Annotated in this window: 9 protein-coding genes; all 9 read left to right on the forward strand. The window is 55.1% G+C overall.

All coding sequences use genetic code 11. The features are described 5' to 3' along the window. Positions 1-87 precede the first annotated feature (87 nt). The gene (locus NST26_RS07875; RefSeq protein WP_340955015.1) at positions 88-1,311 is read left to right on the forward strand and encodes a glycoside hydrolase family 130 protein; all 1,224 of its coding nucleotides are present in this window, start codon (positions 88-90) and stop codon (positions 1,309-1,311) included. Positions 1,312-1,456: 145 nt separating this feature from the next. Next, positions 1,457-2,875, forward strand: a complete 1,419-nt coding sequence (locus NST26_RS07880) for an ABC transporter substrate-binding protein (protein ID WP_340955013.1) — start codon at positions 1,457-1,459, stop codon at positions 2,873-2,875. A gap of 68 nt (positions 2,876-2,943) precedes the next feature. After that, positions 2,944-3,843, forward strand: coding sequence for a carbohydrate ABC transporter permease (locus NST26_RS07885; protein ID WP_340955011.1), 900 nt, complete (start codon positions 2,944-2,946; stop codon positions 3,841-3,843). Between the two features lie 13 nt (positions 3,844-3,856). Continuing rightward, complete coding sequence (locus tag NST26_RS07890) at positions 3,857-4,756, forward strand: carbohydrate ABC transporter permease (RefSeq protein ID WP_340955009.1); 900 nt, start codon at positions 3,857-3,859, stop codon at positions 4,754-4,756. Positions 4,757-4,847: 91 nt separating this feature from the next. Next, the gene (locus NST26_RS07895) at positions 4,848-6,236 is read left to right on the forward strand and encodes an FAD-dependent oxidoreductase (RefSeq protein ID WP_340955007.1); all 1,389 of its coding nucleotides are present in this window, start codon (positions 4,848-4,850) and stop codon (positions 6,234-6,236) included. Further along, positions 6,170-7,471, forward strand: coding sequence for an SGNH/GDSL hydrolase family protein (locus tag NST26_RS07900; protein ID WP_340978979.1), 1,302 nt, complete (start codon positions 6,170-6,172; stop codon positions 7,469-7,471). Before NST26_RS07895 ends, NST26_RS07900 begins: the two co-directional genes overlap by 67 nt. Before the next feature lie 872 nt (positions 7,472-8,343). Further along, positions 8,344-9,351 carry a glycoside hydrolase family 130 protein gene (locus tag NST26_RS07905; RefSeq protein WP_340955004.1) on the forward strand — a complete coding sequence of 336 codons (1,008 nt, stop codon included), beginning with the start codon at positions 8,344-8,346 and terminating at the stop codon, positions 9,349-9,351. 445 nt (positions 9,352-9,796) lie between these two features. Then, positions 9,797-11,605, forward strand: a complete 1,809-nt coding sequence (locus NST26_RS07910; RefSeq protein WP_340955002.1) for a cache domain-containing sensor histidine kinase — start codon at positions 9,797-9,799, stop codon at positions 11,603-11,605. Positions 11,606-11,608: 3 nt separating this feature from the next. Beyond that, on the forward strand, positions 11,609-13,240 hold the full coding sequence (locus NST26_RS07915) for a response regulator (RefSeq protein ID WP_340955000.1): 1,632 nt from the start codon (positions 11,609-11,611) through the stop codon (positions 13,238-13,240). The last annotated feature ends 6 nt before the right edge of the window (positions 13,241-13,246 follow it).

A 13,246-nucleotide genomic window follows, 5' to 3' on the forward strand; every position in this document is an offset into this window, starting at 1 on the left:
TCTTTTGAATTCGCGGATAGCCTATGATAAGTTGTTTGCTGAAAAACGGAATATGCCCCTGCTTCAGGAGGTAAACCAGGAGGAACTATGAAACCACAATTTCGCTATTTGGACAAACCGGCGCTTGAACCTGTACCAGGCTGTGACTGGGCCGACAAAATGGTTCTAAATCCGGCGATCATCCAGGACCCTGACTCGAATGACATTCATATGCTGTTTCGGGCAACGGGCCCGTGGCCGCAGAAGAGAAGAGAGGGCTGCCATGATCCCTATCCGATTTTTTTGGGCTATGCGCGGAGCAGGGATGGGGGAGAGACCTGGGAGGCGGACTTTTCAAGACCTGCTCTGGCTCCGGCCCTCGGGTATGAAGAGCATGAATTGTACATTACGGACATTTACGGAAAAAGAGTGCGGAATTATGCCAACGGCTGTGTGGAGGACCCCCGTATCTTCTATGTCGGGAACGAGCTGTATGTCACGGTGGCCTGCCGGGCGTTTCCCCCTGGCCCTTACTGGCTTAGCAGCCAGCAGCCTCCGGTCCAGACGCGCTTTGAATACGTGCCGGATTGGATTTTTGCCGGAGAGGGTTCGGACCCGTTCATTCAATCAGCCCGGGCGAATGATACGGTCAGCGTTCTGTACAAGCTGAATTTAGCCAAGCTGAAGGAAGGGGAATATGAAGACGCTTTCGGGTACGTAGGTCCGCTTACCGAGGGGCATATCAGCGATAACCGTGATGTGTTCCTGTTTCCTGAGCAGATGAGGATTGTAGGTAAATGGCAATATGTGATGCTGCACCGGCCAATGAATGTCCTTCCCTTTGCCGGAGGGGAGCAGGCGGGCAAGCCTTCCATTTATCTGGCAGCGGCGGAATCATTCGCGGATTTCGCTTCACCTGCGGCAGTCCACCGGCTGCTGGCCAGTCCGCTGTTCGATTGGGAGGAGAACCGAGTGGGGGCAAGCTGGCCGCCGGTCGCCCTGGGCAATCAGGAGTGGCTGGTAGCTTATCACGGGAAGAAGAATGTGCAGTTTGGATATACGCAGTCCTTCATGATCCTCAGGGAGCAGGAGAATGATTTCCCGGTCATCATCCACCGCTGCTCCGAACGTCTGATGTATGCCGAGCGGGATTGGGAGATGCCGGAGGATTACCCTACGCCTTGTCTGTTTACCACAGGAGGCATTGTCATGGGGGAGGATCTAATCATGTCTTATGGCGCTGCGGATCAGAAGGCGGGTATCGCTTGGGTTCATTTTGCGGAGTTATTGGAGTACATCCGGACATTTGATGAGAACGGCATCCTGCTGTAACGGGAGAGCCCGGCCGCTGCCGCCTGCCGCAAAGAATAGAATTCTGTCCCTCAAGAGTGAGTCTGCCGCACTCCTTTTGCGGGAGGGGTAGCCTATAATAGAGAACGAGCTCACAATACAAATGTTAATCAAAGGGGTAGAACGTATGCAGAAAAAATGGTTGGGTCTCAGCCTGAGCCTCATGCTGGCCGCCGGAATCGCCGGCTGCGGCGGGAACGTTAACAATAATAAGAGCGGCGGTGCGGCAGAGGGGACACCCGGAGCGGCAACAGCGAGTCCCACAGCTTCGGCCGCAGCAGAAACAGGTGAGCCGGTACAGCTTAAGTACTGGACGGATGACCGTCATGACCAGGAATATATCAAGGAATTGGTCAACAAGTTCAATGAGACGAACGGCGAGAATATCCAGGTGGAACTGACAGTCATGTCTGAGAATTACGCGCAGAGCGTTGACATTGCCTTCACCAGCAACCAGGCACCGGATATCCTCCGTCTGAAGAGCGGCAATACCCCCGAATTTGTCAAAAAAGGCTATCTGGCTCCGATTGACGGTTACCTGACCGATGAGATCAAAACGAAATTCGGCAGTCTGCTGATCGATGGTGTCAACCGTTTTGACGGCAAGGTATATTCTTTGGCCAATACCGGTCTCACCCTGCGCCTGATCTACAACAAGGATCTCTTTGACAAAGCAGGCATCGCTAATCCTCCAGCATCGCTACAGGAAATGGTCGATGACGCCAAAAAAATCACTGAAACCGGCAAATCGGAGGGCGTATACGGCTTTGCGTTGAACTTCAAAAGTCCGAAGGCAGCCTTTGACCGTTCGATTCGCGAGATTCTCTCCTTAAGCGGCTACCAGGGTCTTGGCTTTGACCTGAAGACAGGACAATTTGACTTCGCACCTTATTCTCAGGTTATTGAATATTTCAAGCAGATGTACGAGGACGGAAGCATCCTGCCGGGTGCGGAGACGCTGGATATCGACCCGCTGCGCGCCCAATTTGCCGCAGGCAAAATCGGCATGTACCTCAGCTTCTCGACGGAGCCGGGCGTATACCAGGACCAGTTCCCGACAGAGATCAACTGGGCAGGTACGCTGGCCCCTACGCTGGACGGGCAGATTAAGGGAACCTCGGAGATCGTATCCGCCGGTACCTGGCTCGGGATCAGCGCGAAATCGGCACATCAGGAGGCCGCCTGGAAATTCATGCAGTACATGTATGGCGACGATATTCTGAAGACGTATCACGAGAAGGGCTTCGGGATTGCGGTGGTGCCGAGCATTGTGGAGCAGGCCAAGAAGCCGGAAATTGGCGGTATGGAAGGCTTCCTGGTCGGTGAGCATGACTCGCTCTGGCCTGCTGTGCCGAACGTCACGCCGGAAGGCGCTACCTATGCGGATGCTTTCTTCAAATATATGCTCTCGGGCGGAGATGCCAAGGCCATTGCGGCTGACCTGAATACAAGATACAATGACGCATTGTCCAAAGCAGTGGAGAAGGGCGAGGTTACCGTTACGCCGGACCCGGCGTTTGATCCAATGAAGCCGCAGGGAGAATAACGGGTTACAGAGGGGCTTGTACGGGATTCCCGGATCAGCCCCTTTGCTATCCTTGAAGGAGACCAATCATGATCTATAAATGGAAAAGACTTGGGGAGAATTCCCTGTTCCTTGCACCGAGCATCATTCTGACGCTCACTCTCGGCATCTATCCTCTATTCTGGATGCTGCGCTATATGTTCTACGATTATGCCGGATATGGCGAGGCGCTGTTCATCGGGCTGGACAATTTCAGCCGGCTGCTGCGGGATAGCCTGTTCTGGGAGTCGGTCGGCAACACCTTCATTTATGCCGGAGGGAAGCTACTGCTGACCCTGCCGCTGTCGCTGCTGCTGGCTGTTATTCTCAACGGCCGATTGCGCGGGTCGAATTTGCTCCGGGGAATTTACTTTATGCCGACAGTCATTAGTACTGCGGTCATCTCCGTTGTTTTTTATAACATCTTCAATTCCTATAACGGTATGGTTAACACAGTTCTGATGAAGCTGCATCTCGTCTCCCAGCCGGTCGACTGGCTTGGTCCGAAGCACGCCATGCTGACGGTTATTCTTGTGGCGGTGTGGGGTGCCGTCGGGAACTATATGCTGCTATTTCTCGCCGGGCTGCAGAGCATTCCGCAGGACCTGTACGAGAGCGCGTCCATCGACGGAGCGAACGCCGGAAGACGCTTCTGGAATATTACGCTTCCGATGCTGGCTCCGGTAGCCCAGATGGTCATTATGCTGGCGATTATCGCTTCCCTGAAGGGCTATGAGAGCATCATGGTCATCACCGAAGGCGGACCGATCGGCAAAACGGAAGTCATGTATCTCTATCTCTACAAGCTGCTATTCCCTGTATCCACCGGTTCACCGGTAACGCAGCAGCTCGGTTACGGCAGCGCCGTGGGCTTCGCCACCGCTGTGATTGTCGGAGCGGTAACCGGCCTGTATTTCTTCTTCAGCCGCAAAATGAACAAGGTGTATTAGGAGGCTTATCCATATGAACGAATCTGTGATATCCAAGCAGCCCGGAAGGCGGCCGCAGACGGTGGACCGGACGCCCGGTACTGCCGGGAGAATCGTAACCCGGACAGTGATGTGGCTTTTCCTGCTGGCAACGGCGGTCCTGACCTTGTTTCCGCTGCTGATGACTCTGACCGGTTCCTTGAAGACCGGGGCTGAGATGATGACGGGCGGAACTCTTTTTCCCGCCAAGCTACAATTCAATAACTATGCTGAAGCCTGGAAGCAGGCCAATTTCGCCCGCTATACCTGGAACAGTGCATTTATGAGCGTAATGGTGACGGTGGGGACGCTGCTGGTGGCCTCGATGGCTGCTTATTTAGTGGACCGGCGTGATTTTCCGGGGAAAAGAATATATGTAACGGTGCAGGCGTCCATGATGTTCATTTCAGTCGGGGCCATTGTCCTGCGCCCGCAGTTCGATCTGATGGTTGCGCTGAATCTGAATACTACGCTGTGGGGGGTTATTCTGATTCTGGTCAGCGCCCATTCCAGCACCTTCTTCATGCTGCAGGGCTTCTTCAAAGCGATTCCCCGGGAGCTGGATGAGGCCGCAATGGTGGACGGCTCGGGTTTCATCCGCACCTTTTTCCGCATCATTCTGCCGCTCTTGACCCCTGGGCTTGGGGTGGCCGGATTGTTCGCCTTCCGCCATGCCTGGAACGAATACATTCTGCCGCTGGTGTTCACGATGACCAATCCGAAGCTGCAGACACTGACGGTCGGGCTGGCGAATCTCCGCTATGGCTCTTCGGCTGCGATGCAGATTCACCTGATGATGGCCGGGGCCTGTCTGTCCATCCTGCCAATGCTGCTGGCGTATATTCTGGCGAATAAAACCTTCATTCAGGTGACGGCGGGTTCGGTGAAGGGGTAATAAACTTTAAGATAAGCTTATGCTTCCGAAGCGAGTTTTGCGAGGTGGATTCAGGTGAAGCTACGCTATCAAAACTTTTAGGAGGATAACAATGAATTACGGACATATTACAGTACCGCAGGCAGAGGTGCCGGTCTCCCGCGAGGTGGATGTGTTGGTCATCGGCGGCGGGGCGGCAGGGATTGCCGCTGCCATCTCGGCGGCCGAAGGCGGGGCGAGCACCATGATCGTGGAGCAGCGCGGGTATCTGGGCGGAATGGGAACCGTGGCGCTGGTGCCTGCCTTCTGCCCCTATACGGACAAGGTCAAGCCGATTATCCGCGGCCTGGGCCTGAAGCTGATGGAGCGGATGAAGCAGGCCTGTGATCCGGGCTATCAGGAGGAATACCGCGAACAGCTGGACTGGGTGCCGATTGATCCTGAAGTGTTGAAGCGCGTCTATGACAATGCGGTACTGGAGAGCGGTGTGACGCCGCTGTTCCACACCTTTGTCTACGATGTAGTGCGGTCGCCGGACGGCCAGACCATAGAGGGCGTAATGATTGTCAACAAATCCGGAAGATCCTTCATCCGCTGCCGTTATATCATCGACTGCACCGGGGACGGCGACATTGCTGCCCTGTCGGGTGTGCCGTTCCAGAAGGGGGGCGGAGACGGGGAGCTTCAGCCTGGCAGCATGTGTTATCTGCTGGCGAATGTAGACCGTCCAAGATTCAGCCGCTTCCTGGCGGAGACCGGAGATACAGGTCAATTGCACCGGACGGTGGAGCAGGCCATCCTGGAAGGAGCGCTGCCGGAAGGCCGCAAATCGATCTCCGGCCTGGCCTGGGTGAGCGATCAGCTGGTCGGCGTTAACTTCGGCCATGTGTTCGGGGTGGACGGAACGAAGGCTGAGGACCTGACACGCGGAGCCATTGAAGGCCGCCGGACGGTGCTGCGGCAGCTTGAATTCTTCCGCAAGTATGTGCCGGGCTTCGAACAGGCGCATCTGGTGGCAAGCGGAGAGCAGCTTGGCATCCGGGAGACGCGGCGTATCCAGGGCGATTATACGCTGACTGTGGACGACTTCGTGGCCGCGCGTTCTTTTCCTGACGATATAGCGCGCAATGCCTACTATATTGACATTCATCTGGCGACAAGCAAAAGTGATATGACCTTCAATCATCTGCCGCCGGGAGTCTCCCACGGGGTGCCTTACCGGGTGATGCTGCCGGTGGGCATCCGCAATCTGTGGGTGGCGGGACGTTCGGTGTCCTCGGACCGGGCGGTGCAAGGCTCCCTGCGCGTCATGCCGAACTGCTTCTCGATGGGCCAAGCCTGCGGCACAGCAGCAACGCTTGCACTCCGGGACGGCACGGACTCCCGCAGTATCTCGATTCCTGAGCTTCAGCAGCGTCTGCTGGAGCAGGATGTGTGGCTCGGGGAGAATTTCGTTCCGGGGGCGGCGGAGCAGGATGCGGAAGCGGGGCAGGCGCAGTGAGCGGCGCGGAGAATGTGAAGAGCGAGAAGGGCGAGAAGAGTGTGAAGAGCGTGAAGAACGTGGAGAGCGTGAAGAACGTGGAGAGCGTGAAGAGCGCGGAGAGTGTGAAGAGCGTGAAGAGCGTGAAGAACTTGGAGAACGTGAAGAGCGCGGAGCGAACGGAGAGTGTGAAGAGCGGGAAGAGCCTGGAGAGCGGGAAGAGTGTGGGGAACGGGAAGAACTTGAAGAACGTAAGGAGCCTCCCTTTGCTGGAGGATTGGTTTCATGGGGCGGTCTCACTGGAGCACCGGCAGGAGGGGATCAAGCCCTGGCGGATTCCGTTCCGGGACTATGATCTATATCCGCCGGATGGGATCGGCGGCAAGGCGGAGATCTGCTCCGGTATCCGGCTGCGGCTGACCACCGATTCCGGGGTCCTTCTCCTCTGGTTTGAACCGCTGGCGGAGGAGGCTTCGCTGGATTGCGTTGCTGACGGCCGTCTGGTCCAGACGCTCAGGCTTGCTGCGGGGGCTGGAGAGGCCCGCTTCACCGGACTTCCCCCTGGTGTGAAGGAGCTGGAAATCTATCTGCCGCAGAACACCGGCATGACGATCAGCGGTCTCGCGATTGATGATAATGCTGTTGCCGAACCGCTGGCAGATCGGCGGCCCCGCTGGGTGACGTATGGAAGCTCAATTACCCAGTGCGTAGCGGCTTCTAGCCCGTCGCGCACCTGGCCGGTGATCGCCGCCGGGGAGATCGGCTATCACTTGACCAATCTAGGCTTCTCCGGCAACTGCCTGATGGAGCCGATGGCGGGCCGGCTGATCCGGGATCTGCCGGCTGACCTGATTACCTTGTGCGTCGGTGTGAACATCTACGGCGCAGTGTCCTCCAGCCCGCGGATGTTCAAGCCGCTGCTGATCGGTCTGCTGGAGACCATCCGGGAGAAGCATACAGAGACACCTATGGTTGTCATCTCGCCTATTTACGGAACGGAGCGTGAGACAGAGGAGAATCCGCTCGGCTTCACCCTGCCGCTGATGCGCCGGGAGATCGCGGATACAGTGACGCTGCTGCAGGCGCGGGGAGACCACCATCTGCATTACCTCGATGGGCTGGAGTGGTTCGGCCCATCGGACGGAGAGCTGCTGACCGATGGTCTGCACCCCGGTCCCGAAGGCTATGAGTTGCTGGGTAGCCGCTTCAGCGGCAGACTGGCGGCTGCGCTTCAGGGCGGAATGCTGCACCAGTAGAGCATCAACTTTAAAATTGTAAGTTGAACCTCAGGGGTGTTAAAGGCTGAGCATGAACATCAAGCTAGATGTTGGGCTGATCCTGCACCCGTTACCGCTTTCTGCTCTTACATTCAAGTAGGTGATTGTATTTCCTGCAATAGAAAATGGATTACTGGCCGTAAAATGAGATTCTATTGTATTTCATACAGTAGAATGTTGTGTTTTGGGTGAAAACTGGCCTTTGTTCCACATTCAATTGTACGGAATACAATAGATTCACTTTCGAAGTCTTTTTTACAGTATTCTAATGTACAAAATGCAGTTACTATCGTTCGAGCGCCTAAGCATCCGAATGACTGCTGCGCGAATGAGACGCTGGCTCGTTAAGGTCCGGTAATGGTCCCATATTCACAATATTAAATCTGATGCTGCACCAGTAGAGCATCCAATCTCACTCTGAGGGTTTGCTATGACCCGATTAAGTACCAGCAATAGGCTTAAGTGTATTTTGTACAACTAAATCTTCTGATGTACCGCTGAATATGCATTTAGTTGTATTTCATACATTTAAACTGGCATCCCTACCTGGGTTATCGCCCATTCCGGCAGATTTAGTTGTACAAAGTACAGCTAGAAGAGGCGAACCTTTCTTTTCACGGTTTTTAGATGTACAGAATACAACTATCGCCGAATACTCGGTTCAAATGCAACTTTAACGTTACCATAATTATTAACTAAATTCAGTCCTTGTGCTCTATGCTCTACTAGCTGAAAATGGAAGATTTCATGTGAACATTTTATAGATTAACTATGCAAGATGATGCATAATAGGGGATGCAAAGACACTGATTACGCTTTCATCTATTAACTTACAGAGGGGAATCTGCACAATGAACGATCTGACAACAGGAACGCTGACTTCAAGTCCGGTGATGGTCCGGCATCCGCTTAACCCGATTCTGAAGCCTTCTGATGTACCCTATGGACCGGCGATGGTATTCAACGCCGGGGTGACGAAATTCAAGGGCAGATATGTCATGGTGTTCCGCAATGATTACGGGGATGAGAGCAAGGGAATCGTGGCTCCCCATCATACTACCAATCTGGGGCTTGCCTTCAGCGATGACGGCGTCCATTGGGAGGTACAGCCGGAGCCTTGCTGGTCCTGGCATGATGAAGAGGTGGTCCGGGTGTATGACCCGCGCCTGAGTGTCGTCGGAGACCGCTGTTATATGTGTTTCGCGGTTGATACGCGCCACGGGCTGCGCGGAGGGATCTCTGTTACTGACGATTTCCGTTCGTTTGAAGTGTTAAGCCTGTCGCTGCCGGATAACCGCAACATGGTGCTCTTCCCGGAAACCATCGGAGGCAAGTATGTAAGGCTGGAGCGCCCGCTTCCGGTCTACAGCCGGGGCGGCCGGGACCGCTTCGATATGTGGATGAGCGATTCCCCCGATCTGAAGTACTGGGGGAACCATAAGCTGCTGCTGGCCGTGGAGCAAGTGGCTTATGCTAACGATAAGGTAGGTCCAGGTGCGCCTCCGGTGAAGACGGACAAGGGCTGGCTGACCACCTTCCATGCGGTGGACCTCGACCCTGCCCGGGGCAAGAACGGCTGGGAGGACACCTGGAAGAAGCGCTACACTGCCGGAATTATGCTGCTGGACCTCGAAGATCCGAGCAAGATTATCGGCCGGGCGGAAGCCCCGCTGCTGGTGCCGGAGGCGGCGTATGAAACTTCAGGTGGCTTCCGTAACGATGTCATTTTCCCCGGCGGGATGATCCTGGAGGACTCGGGCGAGGTCAAAATCTATTACGGTGCAGCCGATACGGTGGAATGCCTGGCCACGGCCCATGTAGACGATCTGCTCAGGCTTTGCCTGGAGGAAAAAAAGTGATAATTATATAGATTGAACTAAAAAATTCAAGTTAAGGGAAAAGTGGCGGAGGGGAATTTTGGAACTGGAGGAGCGGTAGCGTCCGCCTGAAAGCTTTCCGCAGGAAAGCTCGCATCGTAAGCATCAGCAGTCTGCGGATTACAACCGTTAAAAACGGGATAAATCAAGAAATCTGCAGAAGGGCAGTGGCCGGAAGTCCAAAACTTCTCTGGAGTCACGGTTAATCCTAAAACCCAAAAATCATTAGTTCAATTTATATAGACCGGTTATATAGGCAGGGGGCCTTCCGTTATACGGGGGGCCTCTTGCCTATGTACATATGCAGCGGAATCCGCTGAAATCTCACGCCCTATCTTGACGCCGGGCCGGAGCAGCCGTATCGTACAAGTGACAAGAACCGATAACCAAAGGGAGGTACAAGGTACATGCTTCAGAAGGAAAAGCTATGAATACATTCACAGCCTATGGCCGCAAGCTCGGGCGGCAGATCGCCGGCAGGTATTACCGGATATCCATCAAACAGAGGATTTTGTTCTCGTTCATCGTACTGATCACGCTGTCCATCGGTGCAATGGGCACCTTCTCATATTGGATTGCCGCGCAGGAGATCGAGGATAATGCTTACGCCGGCAGCCGGGAGACCGTAAGCAAAACGGCCCAACTGCTGGATTCCCGCCTAAATGATGTAGCGCTGTCTGTACAGTCCCTGATGCTGAGCGATGCGTACCGCAAGATGATGCTCGATGTGTTCAGCCATGATGTGTCGAATTACTATGTACACCTGTCCGATCTGCAATATGTCCTCTCTCAGGCAATGTTCAATCAGCCGATCATTGAGAGTGTGCTGATCGTAACCCCGATTGGCGATTTCTATCCCACTACGCAGATCCGGGCCCAGGACAACTCGTTCTACGGCTCGGAATTATATGATCTGAGCAAGGAGCAGCCGGGCGGCTACTGGGCCAAAGGACATTATGACCGGTTGTTTACAGGCAGCCAGAGGGTGGTCTCCTTCGTAGTCCGGGGAATTTATGAATACCCTTACACGCCGATCAGCAATGTATTTATTGTGGTCAATATCAGGGAGAACCGGATCGATGAGCTGCTGAATACAGGCGGAGAACAAGCAGGGAGAAATTATTATCTGGTGAGCGGGGAAGGAGAAGCTGTCGTGGAGTCCCGCTGGCCGTTCCGGGGCAGGTTCCCCTGGAAGCCGGTGCTTGCAGAAGCCGGGAAAGCGGCCGATCCGCAGGATCACTACTACAGCTATGGCGGCAAGGAATATCTGGTGAATTATACAAGCTCAGCCGTATCACACGACTGGATCATCTCCGGCATGCAGTCGCGGGACCAGCTGCTGGGCAAGCTGCAGCGGGTGCAGCGGATCACCCTCTATGTCATCGTTGTTTTCCTGCTGGCGACCTGGCTCATTTCGAATAAGCTAACATCTGTACTGCTGAAGCCCCTGTTCAAGCTGCGGCGGCTGATGCGCAGAGTCGAAGAGAACCAGCTCAGTGTGGTGTATGAGAGCCGTTATGAGGATGAGGTTGCCCAGGTCGGCTTTCAGTTCAACCGGATGATGTCGGAGATTAAGACGCTGATCGCGGATGTGAAGACCAAGGAGGAGGGCAAACGGCATGCAGAGATCCGTGCCCTTACGGCGCAGATGGAGCCGCACTTTCTGTACAATACGCTCAATACCATCTATTGCAAATCGGTCATGGGCGAGAATGACGATGTAAATGAGATGATCCTGTCGTTGTCGCAGATGTTCCAGATCGGACTCAGCGGCGGCAAGGATCTGATTACCCTTGCGGATGAGCTGTCCCATATGCGGCAGTATTTCGCCATTCAGCAGAAATGCTATGAAGGTCTGTTCGAATACACGGTGACGGTAGAGGACGAGGCCCTGCTGTCCTGCCTGCTGCCGAAGATTATCCTGCAGCCGGTGGTGGAGAACAGCATTCAGCATGGCTTCAGCGACCGGACCATAGGAGGCAGGATAGACATCACGGTCAGCCGGGAGCAGGGGATGCTGCATATTTGCATTACCGACAACGGACGGGGACTTGATGCTGCACAGGTCAAGCAGGGGATGGCCACGGCTCCGCAGTCGAGGAAAGGTTATGCCCTGTTCAATATCAGGCACCGGCTGGCGCTGTATTACGGGGATGAAGCCCGTATGGATGTGGGCGGAGAGCCAGGTAAGGGATCACGGACGGATCTGTGGATTCCGCCTAGGGAGGAGAGTTGAAGGATGGAACGGAAGCTGGAGCCGGAAAGGTTCAAATTATGTGTAATCGACGATATCAAAAGTGTGGTGGAGATGGTCTCGCGCAAGCCGCCGTGGCAGGAGTACGGTATTGAGGTCGCCGGTACGGCGCTTGACGGCGAAGCGGGGCTGCAGATCATCCGCGAGACCCGGCCGGACATTGTGCTGACGGATATCCGGATGCCAAGAATGGACGGCCTGCAGATGACCCGGGCGATTCTGGAGGTGCTGCCGGACTGCAAGATTATTATTCTCAGCGCCTACTCGGAGTTCTCTTATGCCCAGGAAGCGATCCGGCTGGGGGCACTTGATTTCGTGAAGAAGCCCTTTTCCCTGGAGGAGATTGTGAATGCAGTGCTGAAGGCCAGGGAGCTGTGCCGGGAGGAGCGTCAGGAGACGGCCAGACTTGCTGTGATGGAGGCGAGAATCAGGGAAAGTCTGCCTATTCTCCGCCAGGAATATCTCACCTTCCTGCTGCACCACCAGACGACAGAGACAGATGCCCGTTCCCGCTGGGCCTATCTTGATATCCCGCTGGACCAGCATGATTTCTTCGTGTTTGTCGCCGAGATCGATCATTTCGCGGAGAAGCTGAGCGGCCAGCCTGTGCAGGAGGTCGAGCTGCTGAGGTTCAGCCTGCACAATATTCTCGAAGAGACGATTTCCGCCTGGACCCGCGGCATTATTATCCGGGAGGCGACAGACCGGTACGTCTGCATCATGAACGGCTCGGACCCGGAGACCGCCGCGTTGATTACGGAGGCCTGCTGCACGAATGTAAGCCGCTTCTCGCGTCATACCATTTCTATTGGCGTGGGGCTGGGCACGGCGGCGATTCAGGGGCTGGGTACGGCGTACAGGCAGGCGCTGAGCGCCCTGGGGTATCATTTCTATACCGGGGGCAACGGGGTATATCATTACAGCAATATCGAGAATAAACCACTCTCGCTTCACAGCTATTCCGCCGCCGCCGAGCAGGAGCTGCTGTTCGCCCTGCGTTCCGGCAATTCCGCCAAAAGCCTGCAGGTGCTGGACCAGCTGTTCGCGGAGCTGCTGGACAGCGGGCTGTGGCCTGAGCCGCGTTATGTGGAAAGTGTCGGCTATGAGCTGAGCTCCAGGATCTGCCGGGTCCTGCTGGAGCAGTTCCCTTACGGGCAGGTGGAGCCGCTGGAGCTCCGAATTTCCGCCCTGAAGAACCAGATGCATCCTTCCCTGCAAGATATCCGGGACCTGCTGTCCTGGCTGTGCCGGGAGGCCTGTGCGCTGGTTACGGAGGCCCGTTCTCTGGAGTCCACACGGATTATCCGCCAAGCCGTCGAATACATCCATGGTCATCTGGACACGGGGCTGTCACTGGAGCAGATGGCGAAGCAGATTAACCTTAGCCAGGGGTATTTCTCCAATCTGTTCAAGAAGGTGCAGGGAATTTCGTTCCAGCAGTATGTGATGCATGAGAAGATGGAGAAGGCGAAGGCGATGCTGATCAGCGGCCGGCAGGTTCAGGAGATCGCCCAGGATCTCGGGTATGAGCACAGGCGCTATTTCAGTGAGGTATTCAAGAAATATACGAGCATGACTCCGTCGGAGTTCAAATTGCATTATATTGGAAAAGAATAGCAATCA

The organism is Paenibacillus sp. FSL R7-0128 (assembly GCF_038002245.1).
Taxonomy (GTDB): Bacteria; Bacillota; Bacilli; order Paenibacillales; family Paenibacillaceae; genus Paenibacillus_AQ; species Paenibacillus_AQ silagei.

Excerpts from the sequence above, each read along its gene's own strand:
- NST26_RS07875 (WP_340955015.1), top strand. The coding sequence starts at position 88 with ATGAAACCACAATTTCGCTATTTGGACAAACCGGCGCTTGAACCTGTA.
- NST26_RS07880 (WP_340955013.1), top strand. The coding sequence starts at position 1,457 with ATGCAGAAAAAATGGTTGGGTCTCAGCCTGAGCCTCATGCTGGCCGCC.
- NST26_RS07885 (WP_340955011.1), top strand. The coding sequence starts at position 2,944 with ATGATCTATAAATGGAAAAGACTTGGGGAGAATTCCCTGTTCCTTGCA.
- NST26_RS07890 (WP_340955009.1), top strand. The coding sequence starts at position 3,857 with ATGAACGAATCTGTGATATCCAAGCAGCCCGGAAGGCGGCCGCAGACG.
- NST26_RS07895 (WP_340955007.1), top strand. The coding sequence starts at position 4,848 with ATGAATTACGGACATATTACAGTACCGCAGGCAGAGGTGCCGGTCTCC.
- NST26_RS07905 (WP_340955004.1), top strand. The coding sequence starts at position 8,344 with ATGAACGATCTGACAACAGGAACGCTGACTTCAAGTCCGGTGATGGTC.
- NST26_RS07910 (WP_340955002.1), top strand. The coding sequence starts at position 9,797 with ATGAATACATTCACAGCCTATGGCCGCAAGCTCGGGCGGCAGATCGCC.
- NST26_RS07915 (WP_340955000.1), top strand. The coding sequence starts at position 11,609 with ATGGAACGGAAGCTGGAGCCGGAAAGGTTCAAATTATGTGTAATCGAC.